We start from the raw sequence: 21121 nt of genomic DNA on the forward strand, positions 1-21121 counted from the left end.
GTGCGGCAGCTGGCGCAGCCGCCGCTCAAGCACCTGCCGCGGGTAGCGAGCCGGCGGATCCGGCGAAGGAAAAGCTCTATTACGATGCTGCCTTCGACCTGATCAAGGCCAAGGATTTCGACAAGGCCAGCCAGGCTTTTGCCGCTTTCCTGCGCAAGTACCCCAACAGCCAGTACGCGGGCAACGCCCAATACTGGTTGGGCGAAGTGAACCTGGCCAAAGGCGATCTGCAAGGCGCGGGTCAGGCCTTTGCCAAGGTTTCGCAGCTGTATCCCAAGCACGCCAAAGTGCCGGACTCGCTGTACAAACTCGCTGATGTAGAGCGTCGCCTGGGTCATACCGACCGGATCAAAGGCATTCTGCAGCAGGTGGTTTCCCAATATCCGGGCACTTCCGCCGCTCAGTTGGCCCAGCGCGATCTGCAAAAGATGTAAGCCTGCTTGACCCGTTTCAAAGAAACCCGCGCTTGTCGCGGGTTTTTTCGTTAGAATTCACACCCTTTTTATGAAACACGCTTTTAGGGGCCTGCGCTTTGCCGGGGTTCCTTCAAGTGCCTGACGGAGGCGGACAGCCTGTTTAGCTGTTACGCCCGTGGCGACTATGCAAGACACATTGAGAATCACCGAAGTTTTCTACTCGTTGCAGGGTGAAACGCGGACTGCCGGCCTGCCCACTGTTTTTGTGCGCCTGACCGGTTGCCCTCTGCGTTGCCAATACTGCGACAGCGCCTACGCGTTTACTGGCGGAACCATTCGCACCCTCGACGACATCCTCGAGCAGGTTGCAGGGTTTCGCCCGCGTTATGTCTGCGTCACGGGCGGCGAGCCCCTGGCCCAGCCCAACGCCATTCCCTTGCTCAAGCGCTTGTGTGACGCCGGTTACGAAGTGTCACTGGAAACCAGTGGCTCCATCGATATCTCGGCAGTCGATTCCCGGGTCAGTCGCGTTGTCGACCTGAAAACCCCGGGTTCGAAGGAAGCGCACCGCAATCGCTACGAAAACATTGAGCTGCTCACGCCCAACGATCAGGTGAAGTTTGTCATCTGCTCGCGGGAGGACTATGACTGGTCCGTTTCCAAGTTGATCCAGTACGGTCTTGACCTGCGTGCCGGTGAAGTCCTGTTCTCGCCAAGTCACCATGATCTCAATGCTCGGGACCTGGCGGACTGGGTGGTGGCGGACAACCTGCCAGTGCGTTTGCAATTGCAGCTGCATAAATATCTATGGAATGACGAGCCGGGGCGCTGAAATGACTGAACAACTCAACACTGCGGAAAAACGTGCGGTCATCCTGCTGTCCGGTGGCCTGGACTCGGCGACCGTCGTGGCCATGGCGCGTGCCGAAGGCTACAGCTGCTACACCATGAGCTTCGACTACGGTCAGCGCTCTCACGCCGAACTGTACGCCGCCGAGCGTGTGGCGCGGGACCTGGGTGTGGTCGAGCACAAGGTGATCGGTCTGAACCTGAACGGCATGGGCGGCTCGGCCCTGACCGACAGCAGCATCGATATTCCAGAGGCGCCGGGTGAGGGCATTCCGGTAACTTACGTGCCTGCGCGTAACACGGTGTTCCTGTCCCTGGCCTTGGGCTGGGCAGAAGTACTCGGCGCACGGGACATCTTTATCGGCGTCAACGCGGTGGATTACTCCGGTTACCCAGACTGCCGTCCCGAGTTCATCGAGTCGTTCGAGCGCATGGCCAACCTGGCAACCAAAGCCGGCGTGGAAGGCAATGGCTTCCGCATCCAGGCACCGCTGCAAAACCTCAGCAAGGCGCAGATCGTCCAGGCGGGCGTGAAGCTTGGCGTGAACTACGGGCTGACCGTTTCCTGCTATCAGGCCGACGATGAAGGCCGTGCGTGCGGCAAGTGCGACAGCTGCCGACTGCGTGCAGAAGGCTTTGCGACGGCCGGAATCAGCGATCCAACCCCTTATTTTTGAATTATTTCAAAATAGGTGTTGAATAGTCCTTAAAAATCAGTATTATACGCGCCACCACACAGCGGGTCGTTAGCTCAGTTGGTAGAGCAGTTGGCTTTTAACCAATTGGTCGTAGGTTCGAATCCCACACGACCCACCATTTTTGGCGGTTTAGAAAATCCGGAAGGCCCACGCAAGTGAGGATTTCCGGGTTTTTTTTTGCCCGCGATTCAGTGGAGACGGGGCTGGTGGGCGGGAAGAGTATCTCCACCGGACATGACACTCTCCAGGAAAACCTTAGTGGTTCATTTATTCCTGCAATATTGGTGTATCGAACGAAGGGTGCTCCGCTAATAGGCGACGCCACTCCATTCGAAACCAGGGAGTGAATTGCGCTTGCGATTCTGAAAGTTGGGCTGATATTTCGGCGCGGGTCAGCCATGTGATCTCGCTGACTTCCGCAGTAGCTGGACAGACCACAGCGTCAGATTGAGCAACCAATACGTGACATAGTTCGTGTTCCGCACCGATCGAACCAAATCTAGCATGGTACTCAAAACTATATAGAAGTCGGCAGGAGGCAGAGATCCCTAATTCTTCGCGCAGACGACGAGACGCGGCATCGATAATAGTTTCACCAGGTGACGGATGACTGCAGCAAGCATTCGACCAGAAGCCCGGCCAAAGCATTTTCCCTGCAGCACGACGTTGAAGTAGATGACGCCCGCCGCTGTCGATCAGATGCACCGAAAATGCACGATGCAGCTGGCCCGCTCCCAGGTGTGCGACGCGTTTGTCACAAACGCCGATCTGTACATCTTGTGAATCAACTAACACCACATCATTGGTCATTCTGTATTCCCTTCGGTGCAATTACACGCCCGCCCGCACAATGTTTTCGGTGTGGGAGGGCAGCGCTACGTCTTTCTATCCAAGTTCGGAGACTTGTCCCCAGGCGCTGACTAATGTCAAAGCTGCGTCGGTGAACTCTGGATCGGCACGCAGGTTGGCCATGGCATCGAGGTCGTTCTGGGTGAGTAGCCCGAGTTTGAGCAGCGCTGGCCCAGCCTGTGCGGTGGTTGCAGACCAGAAGGTATCGGCTGGGCTGTTGTCGCCGATTCGACCTTCGAGGGTGCGATGCCCGACTCTGGAAAGTCCCCGATCACGTAACCGGCCGGGGAGAGTGTCGGCCCAGAGCATGTCGGAACCAATGGACTGCTCCAGGAGGGCGACTCCGGCTTGGGCGACCTTTCGGAACAACGGGTTCGAAGTTCTCAAGCTCGGTTGCAGACTCACGTCCTCTATCACCAACCAGCCGCCCGGACGGACCCAGGTGACGGCTCGAGACAATATGTCTTCGCGTTCGGTGAGGTGACACAGCAGCGCCCGAGCGTGCACCACATCAAAGGAGGCCGCAGGAAAATCATCGGTCGTGGCATTGTGGGTAATCACCCGAATGCCAGGTATATCGGTAAGGAAGCGGGTGTCGATGTCGGTGGCGGTGACAATCGCGTCGGGATATCGCTGGGCCAGCCAGCCGGCAAATGATCCGGCACCGGCACCCAGATCGAGGATGGTAGGCTGCCCCGGGAGATCGAACTGATCAAAAACGGCTTTGCTCAACGGGTCAAAGGCACATTCCAGGGTGCGCAGCCGTGCCAATTGGCCAGTGTGCTGATCAGCGAGATAGCTGCTGGTGTAGCCGGGTTCATCGGTGGGGTCAGTAGTGGTCACAGTAAGACCTCCAGTCGATCAGGGCAGCGGTTGAGGAATCCGCGTTCGGTGGGCTGGAACCCCGGAGCCCAGCGCACGTTTGGAAAGGTCTGTAGCAGCATGCGAGCGCTGATCGTGATCTCCATCCGTGCCAGCATGGATCCCAAGCAGAAGTGACGCCCCGCGCCGAAGGCAAAATGACTTGTCGCCTGATGGGTGCGCGACATATTGAAGGTGTCCGGGTCGGTGAATTGGTCCGGATCACGGTTGGCCGAACCGATAAGACAGGCTAGGGTCGCGCCAGAAGGAATCGTTCCCGACGGCAGTTCCAGCGATTCACGGGCCTCCCGGAGTATGAGTTGCAGAGGAGGGTTGCGTCGCAGGGTTTCGGCGAGCGCATTGTCCATCAAGTCTGGATCAGCCATCACCGCATCTTTGACGCCGGGCTCGTTCAACAAGTTGACAATGAGATTCGCCAAGGCGCCGTGACTGGTTTCGCTACCCGCCGTCATCAGGATCGCACAGTACGCCCGGACGTACGTTTCGGACAACGGCTGACCGTCAACCTGTGCCGCCAGTAGCTGCGAGATCAGATCGACTTTTGGTTCAGCACGGCGGGCGTCGATATGTGGTTGGATAAAGTCGTAGAAACTGTCTCGGTTGGATAACCCGCCGGTCAACAGTGCCGGATCCTGTCGATAGTTGCCCATGTAAGCGAAGCCGATGGAACACCAGCTCTTTAACTGCGCCACTTCCTCGCAGGTTCCAGCCGGGAGACCCAGCGCATGAGCCATCACCCGTACCGGCAGAGCTGCGGTGAAGTCGGCAATGAGGTCCACCTGGGGGCGGCCGCGCATGTGCGCCAGCAGGTCTGTGGTCACCGAGATGATGGACGCTTTTAGCGCTACGAGGGCCTTGCTGCGGAACGATGGGCTAAGCAATGCTCGGTGCTGAGCGTGTTCACAGCCGTCCATAGCGACCATAGTGTGTCCCAGCAGCGGGCCAATCTGCCAGGCGTAGTTGTTGTTGCTCGCCCCAGGATGGGTCAATGCGGCTTTGACATCCACATGCCGACTGACGAGCCACACATCTGTGGGCTCGTCGTAAGCGATTGGTAGAGTGGTACGTAAACGCTCATACAAAGGGTAGGGGTCGATTTCGAACTGCCGGGATTTCAGGGTCGGAGGGGTAAGTTTCAGGTCTACTTGCCGGTTGGCCTGCGCTGTAGAGTCGGTGGCATGCAGGCGATAACGAGAAACGGTCTGGTGCCAGTCGCCTGCAGCCCGGACAACCTGGCGCAGCCGGTCCGGGTCGGTCGCGACGCCCGGCCGGTGACTTGCATGTTGAGCGGCGACCGCAGTGAACTGCGCGACTACCGTGTTCACCATCTGGTGGGCGGCTTCGATCGCGGCAGGCCAGTCGATGCCAGCGGTGTCCGCTATTATCGACACCAGGTTGAAGCGCTCACCACACACCACATCTTTGGCAATCGAATGGATATCGTTCGTCCAGGCAATGATATCGGCACCGTGTTCACGCAGCGTGTTCCACCATTCGATGTCCGCTGAATGCTCGTACGGGTCGAGAGTTTCAGCTGCATCGATGAGATCAAAGAAGAACAGTGCGCCGAACGAATCCCGGCGTAACGGCAGATACTCGGCCAACGTGAGTGCCGTGTCGGTTTCCCGCATTCGTACCAGCGTCGCCTGCGCACGCAGATGTTGGATCAAATGCCGCATGAGCCGGTGCCGCCAACGCTCGCCCCCCCAGCACTTGGTCTGCGGCCACAGATCATCGACCAGAGCAACGAGCATCGGGTCATCGAATCGGCTGACTTTACCCGACGGATCCGCACAGCCGCTCTCGGTCAAATCCTGCACCGCGGTGATGAATCGGTCCAATTCACCGCTTTCCGCCCATGGACCATCATCGATGCGGTCATCGAGAGTGAGTGCCCACAGATACCAGCACACCAGAATCTCGGCTCGGTCGGTGGGAGCTCGCCCGCACAACGCCATCCCCAGATCGAGCAGCGAAGTGGTGCTCAGTCGATACGCACCGCGGCGGCCAATCAAGCCGTATCGCTGCGCCCAAGCGAGAGCATGCTTGCGCAACCGATCACTGTCGGTACGTGCTGGCGGACCTGCGAAAGGAAGCCGAATCTCGGGAATGATCAGCGGAGTCGGTGGTAAATGACAGCCGTGGCTGGTGCCGGGATCACCTTCGCGGTGTGCCGGTGGCATGATGCTCTCCTGTTGAATCAACTTTCTTTTCCTTGATATCGATTTTTGAAGGCATAACGTGGCAAGCCATGCTCGGTGGCCCAGGCATGCCATTACAGAGGGTGCTCAAGTTCGTCGCCCCAGCCTTCGGCTCTGGCACGCGATGTCTGGTGAATAGAGAGGGTGCGGCTGCTAGGTTCTACGCCATCACTGACGGTTTCGCGTCACATCCTCGTCCGATAACAATGGTGCATGCGAGTGCAATTGAAATTCTTGTTGTGCAAGCAGAGGCTATCTGCTCCTAATTTGTGCGTCACCACTGTTTTTGTGGGAAATTGATGTTTGTTTTGTAGGGATGTTCCTAAAAAATGACAGTGGGCACATTGAGTAGAGGATCATTCCAGCGTCGACTGTCAGGGTGAGACTCGATCAGTGCAGCGGGCAAAGTGATCTTGAAGACCGGCATCGTGTTGCCCAAGTACAACCGTTCGTCAACGGCTCGCAGGAGCAGATTGTTCAATTGGTTTTCAATTTGTTCCAAAAATCCGCAAGGCCCACGCAAGTGAGGATTTCCGGTTTTTTTTTTGCCCGCGATTCAAGTCCGCCGCGCTGCGGGCCGCTGCGCATGACGCAGGTCAGAATCACCTTTTGCATCCGTCGGATATTCTGTAGCCTTGCGCAGCTTCAACGCTGTCCGTGCCTGATGAATACTCACTTTCCCGGCGGTACCCCGATGGGTCCGGAGCCGGGTGTATACTCGACTTTCGCGCGAATGCGCCTGCAGGTCTTGCGAACATGACGCAAATTTCCGAACGCCTTCTGGTTCAAGCCCACCTCGACGCCAAACAGCCCAAGCCGCTGACCGCCGATGAAGAGGCTTATTACCGTGCTGCCATCGCTGCCGAGCTCAAGGCTCAGGACGCGGTGCTGGTGGCCCACTTCTATTGTGACCCTGTGATTCAAGCGCTGGCCGAAGAGACGGGCGGCTGTGTCTCCGACTCGCTGGAGATGGCCCGTTTCGGCAATGCCCATCCGGCCAAGACCGTGGTCGTCGCCGGCGTGAAGTTCATGGGTGAGACCGCCAAGATCCTCAACCCGGAAAAACGCGTGCTGATGCCGACGCTCGAAGCGACCTGTTCGCTGGACCTGGGTTGCCCGGTGGACGAATTTTCCGCGTTCTGCGATCAACACCCGGAGCGCACGGTGGTGGTGTACGCCAACACTTCCGCTGCGGTAAAAGCCCGAGCGGATTGGGTGGTGACTTCAAGCTGTGCGCTGGAGATCGTCGAAAGCCTGATGGACAACGGCGAGACCATCATCTGGGGCCCGGACAAGCACCTGGGGACCTACATCCAGCGCCAGACCGGTGCCGACATGCTGCTGTGGGACGGTGCCTGCATCGTTCACGAAGAATTCAAGTCCAAGCAGCTTGAAGACATGAAGGCGCTGTACCCGGATGCTGCGATCCTGGTGCACCCGGAGTCACCGACCTCGGTGATCGAACTGGCGGACGCCGTGGGGTCGACGAGTCAGTTGATCGCGGCGGCCCAGAGCCTGCCGAACAAGACGCTGATCGTCGCGACCGACCGCGGCATCTTTTACAAGATGCAGCAGCTGTGCCCGGACAAGATCTTTATCGAGGCTCCAACGGCGGGTAACGGCGCGGCGTGCCGCAGTTGTGCGCATTGCCCGTGGATGGCCATGAACACCCTTGAGCGCACGCTCAAGGCGTTGAAGGAAGGGGCGAACGAGATCTTTGTCGATCCGGCACTGATTCCGCAGGCGATCCGGCCGCTCAAGCGCATGCTCGACTTTACTCAGGCGGCGCGGATGAAGCTGGCGGGTAACGCATAAGATCTTTCAACCAAGCGCAAAAAACTGTGGGAGCGAGCTTGCTCGCGATAGCGGCGTATCAGTCACCATTGAAATTGACTGACACTACGCCATCGCGAGCAAGCTCGCTCCCACAGTGGTTTCTGCGTCGGGAAATTATTTGGTCTTCTTTGGAATCCGCACGAGCCGGGTATTGGAATACATGTCGTGCCAGCTGCGTTTCTGCTTGTCGAACAGCGACCAGAAGAATCCCAGGCCAACGCATAGCAGTGAGGCAATCGACACCACAAAGCGCAACAGCGCCTGCCACAGGCTGATGGATGAGCCATCGGCATTCTGCACGCGAATGCACCAGACCTGCATGCCCAGTGTCTGACCAGACCATGTCCAGAACTTGGCAAAGAAGCCGAACAGTACGAACAGCAGGACCGTGGAGAGCAGGGGATCGCCGTCCAGCGCGCCCGCTTCGGTCAAGGTGCGCATCCTTTCTTCGCCGATGATCGCCATCTGGATCATCTTGTAGATGCCGCTGGTGACGATCAGCAGGGCGGTGCACAGCAGGAAATCATAGAACATGGCTGCCAGGCGACGACCCAGGCCAGCGGCAGGAAAGTCGCCCTGGGGGGTAAGCAGGTGTTTCGACATGGCAGGCTCTCGGCGAAAAAGAAGCCATTTTACGGATTTACGCGCACAAAAAAGCCCCTGATGTCAGCATCAGGGGCTTTTTCGTTACAGAAGATTAGGCTTCTGCTTGTACTTCGTCAGCCTGCATGCCTTTCTGGCCCTGCACGGCGATGAAAGTCACTTTCTGGCCTTCTTTCAGGCTCTTGAAGCCGTTGCCCTGGATGGCGCGGAAATGCACGAACAGATCCGGACCGCTTTCAGGAGTGATAAAACCAAAACCTTTCTCGTCGTTAAACCACTTGACGGTACCGCTCTGACGTTGGGACATTTCTTATTTCCTTTGACGCAAAAAATTAATGACAGTCTCCTTCTCATGAAAGAGTACTGGGGCTGGTTGCAGGAGAGTAAGAAGACGTCGAACGGGATGTAGCTAACTTGTAGGCTACTGCCCAGGTCACGATTCCAAGCGACCCATGCAAACACAGTGAACAAACTCTACGCCAACTACGGGAGAAAAAACAAGCCCCGTGAAGGCCCCGTATTTCCTCAGCTTGATGGCAAAGTCAGTCCACTAGTGAAGCCTTATTCTCTAACCTTGTTCAATTGTTTTCGATCGTTATAAGCAAAGTTCATAATCGAAGCTTACAGCCAAACAATGCACTATTTTATGGCGGTTGCGTTACACATTAGTGCACCGTTAACGCAACCGCGTTACTTATAGGAACATTCAATCAGCCGCGATAGTAGCGTTGTGGAACAAATGGCATTTTGCTTACAAGCAAAGGTACCTTTTTCCCACGAACGATCGCCCAGACCGGTGTGTCCAGTGCGATGTAGGCGCTGTCGACATAACCCATGGCCAGCGGACCGCCCAGGGTCGGGCCGAAACCGCCGCTGCAGACGCTACCGATGATGTCGCCGGCTTCGTTGACGATCTCGGCGCCTTCACGCACGGGTGTACGTTCCTGTGGTAGCAGACCTACACGTTTGCGGTTCACGCCTGCCTGTTGCTGGGCGAATACGGTCTCGGCGCCAGGGAAACCGCCGGCCCGTGCGCCATCAGCGCGACGTGGCTTGGAGATCGCCCACAGCAGGCTTGCTTCGATCGGGGTGGTGTCGGTGTTCATGTCATGGCCGTACAGGCACAGGCCGGCTTCCAGGCGCAGGGAGTCGCGGGCACCAAGGCCGATGGCCTCGACTTCCTGTTCGGCGAGCAGGGCGCGAGCCAGGGTTTCGGCGTTGGCGGCCGGCACGGAGATTTCGAAGCCGTCTTCACCGGTGTATCCCGAACGGCTGACAAAGCAGTCCACGCCCAGCAGTTTTACTCGAGCGAACTGCATAAAGGTCATCTTGGCCACTTCAGGTGTCAAACGTGCCAGCGCAGTGACCGCCGCCGGACCCTGCAGGGCGAGCAGGGCGCGCTCTTCGAACAATGGCTCGATCGTGCACTGGTCGCCAATGTGCTTGCGCAGGTGGGCCAGGTCCTGGTCCTTGCAGGCGGCGTTGACCACCAGGAACAGTTCGTCGTTGCCCAGGTTGGCGACCATCAGGTCGTCGAGAATACCGCCGGTCTCGTTAGTGAACATGGCGTAACGCTGCATGCCCACCGGCAGTTCGATGATGTCCACTGGCACCAGGGTTTCCAGGGCCTTGGCGGCATTGGCGCCGGTCAGGCGGATCTGGCCCATGTGCGAGACGTCGAACAGCCCGGCCTGATCGCGGGTGTGTTGGTGTTCTTTCATCACGCCCAGCGGGTACTGCACGGGCATGTCGTAGCCGGCGAAGGGCACCATGCGCGCGCCGAGCTCGATGTGCAGTGCGTGCAACGGAGTTTTCAACAGTTGTTCGGTGGACATATTCAGCTCCTGAAGAAGGGTGCAGATGAGCGCGCATCAGCACTCGATAATGTTGACCGCCAAACCGCCACGGGCGGTTTCCTTGTATTTGCTTTTCATGTCGGCGCCGGTCTGGCGCATGGTGCGGATGACCTTGTCGAGGGAGACGAAATGTTGCCCGTCGCCGCGCATGGCCATGCGCACGGCATTGATGGCCTTGACCGAGCCCATGGCGTTGCGCTCGATGCAAGGCACTTGCACCAGCCCGCCAATCGGGTCGCAGGTCAGTCCGAGGTTGTGTTCCATGCCGATTTCCGCGGCGTTCTCCACTTGTTGCACGGTGCCGCCAAGGACTTCGCACAAGGCACCGGCAGCCATCGAGCAAGCGACGCCGACTTCGCCTTGACAACCGACTTCGGCGCCGGAGATCGAGGCGTTTTCCTTGTACAGAATGCCAATGGCCGCCGCAGTGAGCAGAAAACGCACCACGCCGTCATCATTCGCACCGGTAATAAACCGCATGTAGTAATGCAGCACCGCCGGAATGATCCCGGCCGCACCATTGGTGGGCGCCGTAACCACGCGCCCGCCGTTGGCGTTTTCTTCGTTGACGGCCAGGGCGTACAGGTTGACCCAGTCCAGCACCGACAGCGGATCGCGCAATGACGATTCCGGGTTCTTGCACAATTGCCGATGCAGCGCCGCGGCCCGGCGCTTGACCTTCAGCCCGCCGGGCAGGATGCCTTCATTGCGGCATCCTGCGGCGACGCAGTCCTGCATTACTTGCCAGATTTTCAGCAGGCCGGCGCGGGTTTCCGCTTCCGGACGCCAGGCGCTTTCGTTGGTCAGCATCACCTGGCTGATCGACAGCCCGTATTTGACGCAATGAGCGAGCAGGTCCTTGGCGCTTTTGAAGGGGAAGGTCAGGGGCGTGGCGTCTTCGACGATGCGGTCGGCGCCTGCGGCGTCCTCATCGACCACAAAACCGCCGCCGACCGAGTAGTACTCGCGACTGCGGATCTGCAGGCCCGCTGCGTCGAAGGCGCGGAAAATCATGCCGTTGGGGTGATAGGGCAAGGGTTTGCGAATCATCGCCAGGTGTTCTTTCTCGTTGAACGCAATGCTGTGTTCGCCGAGCAGGTTCAAGCGACCGTTGCCGCGAATCTCTTGCAGGCGCGCAGCGACGGTTTCGGTGTCAACGGTGTCCGGGTGTTCGCCTTCCAGGCCAAGCAACACAGCCTTGTCACTGCCGTGGCCTTTGCCGGTGGCGCCGAGCGAACCGTACAGCTCGACTTTGACGCAGGTGGTGGCTTCAAGCAGGTTTTCGCGGCGCAAACCTTCGACGAAACGCGCAGCGGCGCGCATCGGGCCGACGGTGTGTGAGCTGGAGGGGCCGATGCCAATCTTGAACAGGTCGAACACGCTTAACGACATGGTGGTTCTCCGGTTTCTTGTTATAGGAATTCACGGAACATAAGACTTGGCACAGATCCCTGTGGGAGCGAGCTTGCTCGCGATAGCGGACGTTCAGTCGACATTGATGGTGGCTGTCAGTCCGTCATCGCGAGCAAGCTCGCTCCCACAGGGTTGTGGGGTGTTCTGGAAATCGGGGGCGGATCAATCCACCCCCTCATTGGTTTAAGCGTAGCTTTCGATCGACGGGCAGGCGCAGACCAGGTTGCGATCGCCGAACACGTTGTCGACGCGACCGACCGGCGGCCAGTACTTGCCTTCGATCAGCGATGCAACCGGGTACACCGCTTGCTCACGGCTGTACGGGTGCGACCACTCGCCCACCAGCTCCTTGGCGGTGTGCGGCGCGTTTTTCAGCGGGTTGTCGTCCTTGTCCAGGGTGCCGTTTTCCACCGCGCGGATTTCTTCACGGATGCGGATCATGGCGTCGCAGAAGCGGTCCAGTTCTTCCTTGGATTCGCTTTCGGTTGGCTCGATCATCAGCGTGCCGGCCACCGGGAACGACATGGTCGGTGCGTGGAAGCCGAAGTCGATCAGGCGCTTGGCCACGTCATCGACGCTGATGCCGCTGCTGTCTTTCAGTGGGCGCAGGTCGAGGATGCACTCGTGCGCCACCAGGCCGTTGCTGCCGGTGTACAGAACCGGGTAGTGCTCTTCGAGGCGACGGGAGATGTAGTTGGCATTGAGGATCGCCAGCTGCGAAGCACGCTTGAGACCCGCGCCACCCATCATGCGAATGTACATCCAGGTGATCGGCAGGATGCTCGCGCTGCCGAACGGTGCCGCGCAAACGGCGCCTTCCTTGCGCTCCATCTGTGCGTGGCCCGGCAGGAATGGCGCCAGGTGCGATTTCACACCGATCGGGCCGACACCCGGGCCGCCACCGCCGTGGGGGATGCAGAAGGTCTTGTGCAGGTTCAGGTGCGAGACGTCGCCGCCGAACTTGCCCGGCGCGCAGAGGCCGACCATGGCGTTCATGTTGGCGCCGTCGATGTACACCTGGCCGCCGTTGTCATGAACGATGCCGCAGATTTCGCGGATGCCTTCTTCGAACACGCCGTGGGTCGACGGGTAGGTGATCATCAGCGCGGCGAGGTGTTCGCGGTGCTCGATGGCCTTGGCGCGCAGATCTTCGATATCAACGTTGCCACGGGCATCGCAGGCGGTCACGACCACGCGCATGCCGGCCATTTGTGCAGTGGCCGGGTTGGTGCCGTGGGCCGACGACGGGATCAGGCAGATGTCGCGACGGTCTTCGCCACGGCTCTGGTGGTAGGCACGGATCGCCAGCAGACCGGCGTATTCACCTTGGGAGCCGGCGTTCGGTTGCAAGGATACCGAGTCGTAGCCGGTCGCAGCGCACAGCATGGCTTCCAGTTCGTCGGTCAGTTGCTGATAACCGGCGCTTTGCTCGGCCGGGGCGAACGGGTGCAGGGCGCCGAACTCGGCCCAGGTCACCGGGATCATTTCGCTGGCGGCGTTGAGTTTCATGGTGCACGAACCCAGCGGGATCATGGTGCGGTCCAGCGCCAGGTCCTTGTCCGCCAGTTTGCGCAGGTAGCGCATCAGCTCGGTTTCCGAGTGATAACGGTTGAACACCGGGTGGCTGAGGATTGGCGACTGACGTACCAGCGTGGCCGGGATGGCGCTTTGCACCGACGCAGCGAGGACGGCGAAGTCCGGCAGGGCCTTGCCGTCGGACAGCAGGCTCCACAGGGTTTCAACGTCGGCTTGAGTGGTGGTTTCGTCCAGGGACAGGCCCAGGCGTTCGCCATCGACCACGCGCAGGTTGATGCGCTGGGCGTGTGCCTTGTCGTGCAGGGCGGCGGTGTGGGCGCCGGTCTTCACGGTCAGGGTGTCGAAGAAGCTCGCTTGCTCGACGTTCAGGCCCAATGCGCTCAAGCCTTTGGCCAGGATTGCGGTCAGGTGATGCACGCGATTGGCGATCTGTGTCAGGCCTTTTGGACCGTGGTACACGGCGTACATGCTGGCGATGTTGGCCAGCAACACTTGCGCGGTGCAGATGTTCGATGTGGCTTTCTCGCGACGGATGTGTTGCTCGCGGGTCTGCATGGCCAGGCGCAGGGCCGGGTTGCCGAAACGGTCTACGGAAACACCGACCAGACGGCCCGGCATGTCACGCTTGAACGCGTCCTTGGTGGAGAAGTACGCCGCGTGCGGGCCACCGAAGCCCAGCGGCACGCCGAAGCGCTGTGCGCTGCCGATGGCCACGTCGGCGCCGAATTCGCCCGGGGCGCTCAGCACGGTCAGGGCCAGCAGGTCGGCAGCCACGGCAACGAGGGCGTTGGCGGCGTGGAAGCGTTCGGTCAGCTCGCGGTAATCGAACAGGTCACCGTTGCTTGCCGGGTATTGCAGCAGTGCGCCGAAGAATGGCGTCACGTCGGTCAGCTCGCGCTCGTCGCCAACCACCACGTCGATGCCCAAAGGCTCGGCACGGGTGCGCAGTACGTCGAGGGTCTGCGGGTGGCAATGCACGGAGGCGAAGAAGGCGTGGCTGCCCTTGTTCTTGCTCAGGCGTTTGCAGAAGGTCATGGCTTCGGCAGCGGCGGTGGCTTCGTCCAGCAGCGAGGCGTTGGCGATCGGCAGGCCGGTGAGGTCGCTGATCAGGGTCTGGAAGTTCAGCAGCGCTTCGAGACGACCCTGGGAAATTTCTGGCTGGTACGGGGTGTAGGCGGTGTACCAGGCCGGGTTTTCCAGCAGGTTGCGCAGGATCGGCGACGGCGTGTGGGTGCCGTAGTAACCCTGGCCGATGAAGGTCTTGAACAGCTGGTTTTTAGTCGCGATGGACTTGATCAAGGCCAGGGCATCGGCTTCGCTCAAGCCGTCTTCCAGGCCGAGGACGCTGGTGCCCTTGATGCTGTCGGGAATCACGCTGGCGCTCAGGGCTTCCAGGGAGTCGAAACCGAGGCTGTTGAGCATGGCTTGCTCGTCACCGGCGCGCGGGCCGATGTGACGGGCGATAAATTCGTTGGCAGTACTTACATTTACAACAGCAGGATTCACATTGGTCATGTCATCGCTCCTCAGGCTTCGGCTTGCGCTTTGATCAGGCGGTCGTAGGCGTCCTGATCCAGCAGTTGGGCGACTGCCGAGGCGTCGCTTGGCTGGAAGCGGAAGAACCAGCCTTCGCCCAGCGGATCTTCGTTGACCAGTTCAGGGCTGCTGTCCAGGGCCGGGTTCACTTCCAGCACTTCGCCGTCCAGTGGCATGTACACGCCGCTGGCAGCCTTTACCGATTCCACGGTGGCGGCTTCGGCGCCTTTGTCGTAGGACTGCAGCTCAGGCAGTTGAACGAAAACCACGTCGCCCAGGGCGTTCTGTGCGAAAGCGGTGATGCCGACCGTGACGCTGCCGTCAGCTTCGGTGCGCAGCCATTCGTGATCTTCAGTAAAACGCAACTCGCTCATGGAAACTCCTAAGGGGCCAGACTCGTCTGGTGGACGCGATTGAATGCTTGGGCGATGCCCGGGTTATGGGGGAGTACATAGCAAGAACGCGGCCAACGTTGTTTTTATGGTTATTGATCAATGTTTTAGGTGGTTTCGACAAAGGCTGAAAATCAATCGTTGTAGCGAAATCGATACGGCATATGCCAATGATAAAAGCCGAGGTGGATCAAAGCCTTGCACAGCCGTGATCGGAGAGGGGTGTAGCGATATCGTTCCACTGTAGCGCTTTCAGTACAGGTGGAGGTCGTTTTTGACGCGGTTTTCAGACTGGAGGTGAACCTGTGGGAGCGGGCTTGCTCGCGAAGGCGGTGTATCAGTCGATATCAATGCTGTCTGACACTACGCATTCGTCGGAACGCCGCCCGGAGCAAGCCCGCTCCCACAGGTTTGTTCGGTGTCAGGCCTCAGGCCTTGCCGGGTATGCCGTACTTGCGCAACCGATGGGCAATCGCCGTGTGGGAGGTTTGCAGGCGGGTCGCCAGTTGCCGGGTCGAGGGATAGCTGGCGTAGAGTTTTTCCAGCAGGGTTTTCTCGAACTCGTCCATGGCCTGTTCCAGGCTGTCGACGTCATGGTCGCTCTGGCGGGCCACCGAGGTGCCGGCGATGTCGAGGTCGCCGATGTCCACCAGGCTACTTTCACAAATCGCCGCGGCGCGGAAGATCACGTTCTGCAATTGCCGTACGTTGCCCGGCCAGCGGTTGCCCAAAAGCGCCGGGTAAGTGCCCGGCGCCAGGCGACAGATCGGGCGCTGGATCTGCGCACAGGCTTGCTGCATGAAGTAGCGGGCCAGCAGCAGGATGTCCTGGCCGCGCTCGCGCAGGGGCGGCACTTCGACGTTGAGGACGTTGAGGCGATAGAACAGGTCTTCGCGGAACAGGCCTTCGCTGACCATTTTTTCCAGGTCGCGGTGGGTCGCGCTGAGGATCCGTACGTTGACCTTGACCTCACGGTCACCGCCGACCCGGCGAAAACTGCCGTCGTTGAGGAAACGCAGCAATTTGGCCTGCAAATAGGGCGACATCTCGCCGATCTCATCGAGAAACACCGTGCCCTGGTTGGCCAATTCCATCAGCCCCGGCTTACCACCCCGTTGTGCGCCGGTGAAGGCGCCAGGGGCATAGCCGAACAGTTCACTTTCGGCGAGGTTCTCCGGCAATGCCGCGCAGTTCAACGCCAGAAAGGGTGAGCTGTGCCGGGCGCTGATGGCGTGGCAGGCGCGGGCCACCAGTTCCTTGCCGGTGCCGGTTTCACCCTGGATCAACAGCGGTGCATCGAGGGCCGCCACCCGCTGGGCGCGCGCCTTGAGGGTGCGGATCACTGGGGACTCGCCGAGCAGGGCATCGAAACCTTCGGCGTGGTCATGGTGCAACGCGGAAAGGCGTTCGCCGATGCGGTTCGGTTGGTACAGGGTCAGCAGAGCGCCGGCGTCGGTGATCGGTGTGGCGTCAAGCAACAGGGTCTGGCCGTTGACGGTGATTTCCCGCAGCGGCAGGCGAAAGCCGTGTTCGAGCAGGGCGTCGAGCAAGGCCGGGTCGGCAAACAGGTCGCCCACGCTTTCACCGTCCGGCTCGCGGCCGTACAGGGCGATCAGGGCCGGATTGGCCAGTAGTACCTTGCCGTCGCTGTCCAGTGCCAGCACCGGGTCGGTCATGGCGGCCAGCAAGGCGTCGAGCTGCAAGTGCCGGCGCTGGCCGGGCAGGATGTCGACCACCGTCACCGCTTGCACGCCACGCACGCTGAACAGGGCATCGCGCAGTTCCTCGAGCACTTGCGGGCTCAGGGTCGGGGCGTCGATATACACATTGGGCGGGACCATTTCCACCGCATCCAGGTTCAGATTGCGCCCGCCGAGCAGGGCCAGGACTTCCTGGGTGATACCGACGCGGTCGATGAAGCTGACGTGGATACGCATGGGGCGGTCTTGGGTTCTGCAGTGCGAAGGGTGGCAAGTATGCCTTGGGGCGGGCTAATGGTGAAATGTACCGCCGATATTCAGGACGACATTACCCTCTGTGGGAGCGAGCTTGCTCGCGATAGCAGTGTGTCAGTCAACATCAATGTTGGATGACAGGCCGCTATCGCGAGCAAGCTCGCTCCCACAGGTACAGCTTTCATTTGGAGGCTGGGTTACTCCAGATGCTCGGGTTTGACCGGGTCGCCCGATTTCATGTTCAACTGCACCCGCACATCTTCGAACATCGCGTCGTAATGCTTGTGGACCGAACCGATGTTGCTGTGGGTTTTCGGGATGCCGTACTTCTCGGCAATCTTGGTGACGTTGCTGGCGAAGTTGTAGGCCATGTCCTTGGGCAGGAAGAACGACTCGCTCATGTCTTTGTTCTGAATGCTGCCGTGCATCTTGAACAGCATCCCTTTGCCTTCCTTGGGATCCTGGCTGACTTCATAGTCGAGGTAGATGTTGTAGCTGACGTCATCCTTGTTCAGCGCGTGCCGCTCGATGTGCAGGTGACCCGGCTCGAACGTTGCCATTGTTGACTCTCCTTCAAAATGTCTTGAATCAGGGCAGGCCCCAGGCCTGCCCCCGAAGTTTCGGTTACTGATAGCTGATGCCCGGTGTCGCCGTACTGATGCGCGTACCGGCCTTGCCCTGGACGATCGCTTCGATGTCCGCGAGCGAGCCAATCACCGCCACTTTTCCAGTATGGCGCGCGAATTCGCAGGCTGCCTGCACCTTCGGTCCCATGGAGCCGGCGGCGAAGCCGAGTTTTTCCATTTCGTCGGGGTGGGCCTGGGCGATGGCTTTCTGCGTGGGTTTGCCAAAGTCGATGAAGGCGGCGTTGACGTCGGTGGCGATCACCAGCAGATCGGCTTCAAGCTGTTCGGCCAGCAGCGCCGAGCACAGGTCTTTGTCGATGACCGCTTCGACGCCCTCGAGTTTACCGGGCGAGGTATACATGGTCGGAATGCCACCACCTCCGGCGCAGATCACGATGCTGCTTTTTTCCAGCAGCCATTTGATCGGACGGATTTCGAAGATGCGTTTCGGTTTCGGGCTGGCAACCACACGACGGTATTTGTCGCCGTCCGGGGCAATGGCCCAGCCTTTCTCGGCGGCCAGTGCTTGAGCCTCATCCTTGGTATAGACAGGGCCGATGGGTTTGGTCGGGTTCTTGAACGCCGGGTCGTTGGCATCGACTTCGACCTGGGTCAGCAGGGTCGCGAAGGGCACTTCGAAGTCCAGCAGGTTGCCCAGTTCCTGTTCGATGATGTAGCCGATCATGCCTTCGGTCTCGGCACCGAGCACGTCCAGCGGATAGGGCGAAACCGAGGTGTAGGCCGCCGCCTGCAACGACAGCAGGCCGACCTGAGGGCCATTGCCGTGGGCGATGACCAGTTGGTTGCCGGGATGGATCTTGGCGATCTGTTCGGTGGCGATCCGGATGTTGGCGCGCTGGTTGTCAGCGGTCATGGGTTCGCCCCGGCGGAGCAGGGCATTACCGCCCAGAGCAACGACGATACGCATGGTGCTAGTCCTTCTAAACAAAGAGGTTGCAAGCAACGCGGTCTTTCTGTGGAACCCGGACCAGTGTGGGAGCGGGCTTGCTCGCGAAAGCGGAGTGTCAGTCGACATCATTGTTGCCTGATACACCGCTATCGCGAGCAAGCCCGCTCCCACATTGACCCTTTTCCGTCAGTGGGAGCCGAGTCAGCCGTTACAGGTCAGCCAGGGTCGATACCAGAATCGCCTTGATGGTGTGCATGCGGTTTTCCGCTTGCTCGAAGGCGATGCAGGCCGGCGACTCGAACACGTCATCGGTCACTTCGATGCCGTTGCTCAGGTGCGGGTACTGCTCGGCAATCTGTTTGCCGACTTTGGTATCACAGTTGTGGAACGCCGGCAGGCAGTGCATGAACTTGGTGCGCGGGTTGCCGGTGGCTTTCATCAGTTCGGCGTTGACCTGATACGGCAGCAGTTGCTGGATGCGCTCGGCCCAGGCTTCGACCGGCTCGCCCATCGATACCCATACATCGGTGTGGATGAAATCCACGCCCTTGACGGCGGCTTTCGGATCTTCGGTGAGAGTGATGCGCGCGCCGCTTTCCTCTCCATATTTTTTGCAGCGAGCCACCAGGTCGTCCGCCGGCCACAGGGCTTTCGGGGCGCAGATGCGCACGTCCATGCCGAGCTTGGCGCCGATCAGCAGCAACGAGTTGCCCATGTTGTTACGCGCGTCGCCCAGATAGGCGTAGCTGATTTCATGGATCGGCTTGTCGGCGTGTTCACGCATGGTCAGCACGTCGGCGATCATTTGTGTCGGGTGATACTCGTCGGTCAGGCCGTTGAACACCGGTACGCCGGCGAACTTGGCCAACTCCTCGACGATTTCCTGCTTGAAGCCACGGTATTCGATGGCGTCATACATGCGCCCGAGCACGCGGGCGGTGTCCTTCATGCTTTCCTTGTGACCGATCTGCGAGGAGTTCGGGTCGATATAGGTGACGTTGGCGCCCTGGTCATAGGCTGCAACTTCGAACGCACAGCGGGTGCGGGTCGAGGTTTTTTCGAAGATCAGCGCGATGTTGTTGCCCTTGAGATGTTGCTGTTCGGTGCCGGTGTACTTGGCACGCTTGAGGTCGCGGGACAGGTCGAGCAGGTAGCGCAATTCGCGAGGGGTGTGGTGTTCCAGGCTCAGCAGATTGCGGTTATGAATATTGAACGCCATTTTGGATCTCCTAAGGTGTCGGTTATCCCCTTGGCCCGAACTCGGTAAGCGCGGGCCAAGGCTAATAGGTTAGTAGTCAATCGGATCGCGGATGATCGGGCAGGTCATGCAATGGCCGCCGCCCCGTCCCCGGCCGAGTTCGCCGGCGCTGATGGTGATGACTTCCACCCCGGCCTTGCGCATCAGGGTGTTGGTGTAGGTATTGCGGTCGTAGCCGATGACCACGCCGGGCTCCACGGCTACCACGTTGTTGCCGTCGTCCCACTGCTCGCGTTCGGCGGCGAAGCTGTTGCCGCCGGTTTCCACCACACGCAGGGCCTTGAGGTTGAGGGCCTGGGCCACAGTGTCGAGGAAGTTGGTTTCTTCGCGGCGGATGTCGATGCCACCCGCTTTGCTTTCATCGGGACGCAGGGTGAAGGCGACAATCTGGTTCACCACTTCCGGGAAGATCGTGACGAGGTCGCGATCGCAGAAGCTGAACACCGTGTCCAGGTGCATTGCCGCACGGGATTTCGGCAGGCCGGCGACGATCACTTTCTCCACGGCTTTGTTCTTGAACAGGTTCACCGCCAGTTGGGCAATGGCCTGGCGCGACGAGCGTTCGCCCATGCCGATCAACACCACGCCGTTGCCGATCGGCATCACATCACCGCCCTCAAGGGTGGAGTTGCCGTGGTCCTTGTCCGGGTCGCCGTACCAGATCTGGAAATCGGCGTTGGTGAACTCGGGGTGGAACTTGTAGATGGCGGTGGTCAGCAGGGTTTCCTGCCGGCGCGCCGGCCAGTACATCGGGTTGAGGGTGACGCCACCGTAGATCCAGCAGGTGGTATCGCGGGTGAACTGGGTGTTGGGCAGCGGCGGCAGGATGAAGCTGGAGTTGCCCAGGAAGTCGCGGAACATCTCGATGGCCTTGCCGCCGAAACTGGTGGGCAAGTCGTCACCCGAGACACCGCCGATCAGGAACTCGGCGATCTTGCGCGGCTCCAGGCTGCGCAGCCACGACGAGGTTTCATTGATAAGGCCCAGCCCCACCGAGTTGGCGGTGATCTTGCGTTCCAGAATCCAGTCCAGGGCTTCGGGGATGGCGACGATGTCCGTCAGCAGGTTGTGCATTTCCAGTACATCGATGTTGCGTTCGCGCATCTTGGTGACGAAGTCGAAGTGGTCGCGTTTGGCCTGGGCCACCCACAGCACATCATCGAACAGCAGTTCATCGCAGTTGTTCGGGGTCAGCCGCTGATGGGCAAGCCCTGGGGAGCAAACCATGACTTTGCGCAGTTTGCCGGCTTCGGAATGGACGCCGTACTTAACTTTTTCCTTGGTCATTACAGTGATCCTCCAGAT

The 21121-nt window shown here is 59.7% G+C and carries 19 protein-coding genes and 1 tRNA gene; 5 read left to right on the plus strand and 15 right to left on the minus strand.

Going from position 1 to position 21121, the window contains the following annotated elements; all coding sequences use genetic code 11:
- The 4 genes from ybgF to PMI34_RS21970 all read left to right on the plus strand — a co-directional run.
- A partial coding sequence (gene ybgF, locus PMI34_RS21985; RefSeq protein WP_008047362.1) for a tol-pal system protein YbgF occupies nucleotides 1-434 on the plus strand: 434 nt, incomplete at its 5' end.
- A 166-nt stretch (nucleotides 435-600) separates the two neighbouring features.
- Complete coding sequence (queE, locus tag PMI34_RS21980; RefSeq protein ID WP_008047363.1) at nucleotides 601-1248, plus strand: 7-carboxy-7-deazaguanine synthase QueE; 648 nt, start codon at nucleotides 601-603, stop codon at nucleotides 1246-1248.
- A gap of 1 nt (nucleotide 1249) precedes the next feature.
- On the plus strand, nucleotides 1250-1942 hold the full coding sequence (queC, locus tag PMI34_RS21975; protein ID WP_008047364.1) for a 7-cyano-7-deazaguanine synthase QueC: 693 nt from the start codon (nucleotides 1250-1252) through the stop codon (nucleotides 1940-1942).
- A gap of 63 nt (nucleotides 1943-2005) precedes the next feature.
- Nucleotides 2006-2081 (plus strand) — tRNA-Lys (locus PMI34_RS21970).
- Nucleotides 2082-2230: 149 nt separating this feature from the next.
- Here PMI34_RS21970 and idi read toward each other — a convergent pair.
- From idi to PMI34_RS28720, 4 genes are all read right to left on the minus strand, one after another.
- On the minus strand, nucleotides 2231-2773 hold the full coding sequence (gene idi / locus PMI34_RS27880; protein ID WP_008047365.1) for an isopentenyl-diphosphate Delta-isomerase: 543 nt from the start codon (nucleotides 2771-2773) through the stop codon (nucleotides 2231-2233).
- 75 nt (nucleotides 2774-2848) lie between these two features.
- A complete protein-coding gene (locus tag PMI34_RS21965; RefSeq protein WP_008047366.1) occupies nucleotides 2849-3655 on the minus strand; it encodes a class I SAM-dependent methyltransferase in 807 nt (268 codons plus the stop codon).
- Entirely contained in the window at nucleotides 3652-5898 is a 2247-nt protein-coding gene (locus PMI34_RS21960) for a cytochrome P450 (protein WP_238538766.1), read from the minus strand. The genes PMI34_RS21965 and PMI34_RS21960 overlap by 4 nt, the downstream gene beginning before the upstream one ends.
- Nucleotides 5899-6372: 474 nt before the next feature.
- Nucleotides 6373-6510, minus strand: a complete 138-nt coding sequence (locus tag PMI34_RS28720; protein ID WP_157222707.1) for a hypothetical protein — start codon at nucleotides 6508-6510, stop codon at nucleotides 6373-6375.
- Nucleotides 6511-6651: 141 nt separating this feature from the next.
- Here PMI34_RS28720 and nadA point away from each other — a divergent pair, with 141 nt between their 5' ends.
- Complete coding sequence (gene nadA, locus PMI34_RS21955) at nucleotides 6652-7710, plus strand: quinolinate synthase NadA (RefSeq protein WP_008047368.1); 1059 nt, start codon at nucleotides 6652-6654, stop codon at nucleotides 7708-7710.
- Nucleotides 7711-7845: 135 nt separating this feature from the next.
- Here nadA and PMI34_RS21950 read toward each other — a convergent pair whose 3' ends face one another.
- The 11 genes from PMI34_RS21950 to arcA form a co-directional block, all read right to left on the minus strand.
- Nucleotides 7846-8334, minus strand: coding sequence for an RDD family protein (locus PMI34_RS21950; protein ID WP_008047369.1), 489 nt, complete (start codon nucleotides 8332-8334; stop codon nucleotides 7846-7848).
- Nucleotides 8335-8428: 94 nt separating this feature from the next.
- Nucleotides 8429-8641, minus strand: coding sequence for a cold-shock protein (locus PMI34_RS21945; protein WP_007977299.1), 213 nt, complete (start codon nucleotides 8639-8641; stop codon nucleotides 8429-8431).
- Between the two features lie 403 nt (nucleotides 8642-9044).
- Complete coding sequence (gene gcvT, locus PMI34_RS21940) at nucleotides 9045-10169, minus strand: glycine cleavage system aminomethyltransferase GcvT (RefSeq protein WP_008047370.1); 1125 nt, start codon at nucleotides 10167-10169, stop codon at nucleotides 9045-9047.
- Between the two features lie 36 nt (nucleotides 10170-10205).
- Entirely contained in the window at nucleotides 10206-11582 is a 1377-nt protein-coding gene (locus PMI34_RS21935; protein ID WP_008047371.1) for an L-serine ammonia-lyase, read from the minus strand.
- 204 nt (nucleotides 11583-11786) lie between these two features.
- Nucleotides 11787-14654: an aminomethyl-transferring glycine dehydrogenase gene (gene gcvP, locus PMI34_RS21930; RefSeq protein WP_008047372.1), complete on the minus strand. Its 2868-nt coding sequence runs from the start codon at nucleotides 14652-14654 to the stop codon at nucleotides 11787-11789.
- 11 nt (nucleotides 14655-14665) lie between these two features.
- The gene (gene gcvH, locus PMI34_RS21925; RefSeq protein WP_008047373.1) at nucleotides 14666-15049 is read right to left on the minus strand and encodes a glycine cleavage system protein GcvH; all 384 of its coding nucleotides are present in this window, start codon (nucleotides 15047-15049) and stop codon (nucleotides 14666-14668) included.
- Nucleotides 15050-15495: 446 nt separating this feature from the next.
- Entirely contained in the window at nucleotides 15496-17004 is a 1509-nt protein-coding gene (locus PMI34_RS21920) for a sigma-54-dependent transcriptional regulator (protein ID WP_008047374.1), read from the minus strand.
- A 215-nt stretch (nucleotides 17005-17219) separates the two neighbouring features.
- Nucleotides 17220-17582: a DUF5064 family protein gene (locus tag PMI34_RS21915; protein WP_008047375.1), complete on the minus strand. Its 363-nt coding sequence runs from the start codon at nucleotides 17580-17582 to the stop codon at nucleotides 17220-17222.
- A 64-nt stretch (nucleotides 17583-17646) separates the two neighbouring features.
- Nucleotides 17647-18576 carry a carbamate kinase gene (gene arcC, locus PMI34_RS21910; protein WP_008047377.1) on the minus strand — a complete coding sequence of 310 codons (930 nt, stop codon included), beginning with the start codon at nucleotides 18574-18576 and terminating at the stop codon, nucleotides 17647-17649.
- 190 nt (nucleotides 18577-18766) lie between these two features.
- Nucleotides 18767-19777, minus strand: a complete 1011-nt coding sequence (locus PMI34_RS21905; protein ID WP_008047379.1) for an ornithine carbamoyltransferase — start codon at nucleotides 19775-19777, stop codon at nucleotides 18767-18769.
- 69 nt (nucleotides 19778-19846) lie between these two features.
- Nucleotides 19847-21103 (minus strand): arginine deiminase, encoded by a 1257-nt coding sequence (arcA, locus tag PMI34_RS21900; RefSeq protein ID WP_008047381.1) that lies wholly within the window; start codon nucleotides 21101-21103, stop codon nucleotides 19847-19849.
- Between the last annotated feature and the right edge of the window lie 18 nt (nucleotides 21104-21121).

It is taken from the genome of Pseudomonas sp. GM74, from assembly GCF_000282455.1.
Lineage (GTDB): Bacteria > Pseudomonadota > Gammaproteobacteria > Pseudomonadales > Pseudomonadaceae > Aquipseudomonas.

Coding starts and splice junctions, on each gene's coding strand:
- PMI34_RS21915 (WP_008047375.1), bottom strand. CDS start 17,582: ATGGCAACGTTCGAGCCGGGTCACCTGCACATCGAGCGGCACGCGCTG.
- idi (WP_008047365.1), bottom strand. CDS start 2,773: ATGACCAATGATGTGGTGTTAGTTGATTCACAAGATGTACAGATCGGC.
- PMI34_RS28720 (WP_157222707.1), bottom strand. CDS start 6,510: ATGCAAAAGGTGATTCTGACCTGCGTCATGCGCAGCGGCCCGCAGCGC.
- gcvP (WP_008047372.1), bottom strand. CDS start 14,654: ATGACCAATGTGAATCCTGCTGTTGTAAATGTAAGTACTGCCAACGAA.
- arcA (WP_008047381.1), bottom strand. CDS start 21,103: ATGACCAAGGAAAAAGTTAAGTACGGCGTCCATTCCGAAGCCGGCAAA.
- queE (WP_008047363.1), top strand. CDS start 601: ATGCAAGACACATTGAGAATCACCGAAGTTTTCTACTCGTTGCAGGGT.
- PMI34_RS21945 (WP_007977299.1), bottom strand. CDS start 8,641: ATGTCCCAACGTCAGAGCGGTACCGTCAAGTGGTTTAACGACGAGAAA.
- gcvT (WP_008047370.1), bottom strand. CDS start 10,169: ATGTCCACCGAACAACTGTTGAAAACTCCGTTGCACGCACTGCACATC.
- gcvH (WP_008047373.1), bottom strand. CDS start 15,049: ATGAGCGAGTTGCGTTTTACTGAAGATCACGAATGGCTGCGCACCGAA.
- PMI34_RS21935 (WP_008047371.1), bottom strand. CDS start 11,582: ATGTCGTTAAGCGTGTTCGACCTGTTCAAGATTGGCATCGGCCCCTCC.
- nadA (WP_008047368.1), top strand. CDS start 6,652: ATGACGCAAATTTCCGAACGCCTTCTGGTTCAAGCCCACCTCGACGCC.
- arcC (WP_008047377.1), bottom strand. CDS start 18,576: ATGCGTATCGTCGTTGCTCTGGGCGGTAATGCCCTGCTCCGCCGGGGC.
- PMI34_RS21920 (WP_008047374.1), bottom strand. CDS start 17,004: ATGCGTATCCACGTCAGCTTCATCGACCGCGTCGGTATCACCCAGGAA.
- queC (WP_008047364.1), top strand. CDS start 1,250: ATGACTGAACAACTCAACACTGCGGAAAAACGTGCGGTCATCCTGCTG.
- PMI34_RS21950 (WP_008047369.1), bottom strand. CDS start 8,334: ATGTCGAAACACCTGCTTACCCCCCAGGGCGACTTTCCTGCCGCTGGC.
- PMI34_RS21905 (WP_008047379.1), bottom strand. CDS start 19,777: ATGGCGTTCAATATTCATAACCGCAATCTGCTGAGCCTGGAACACCAC.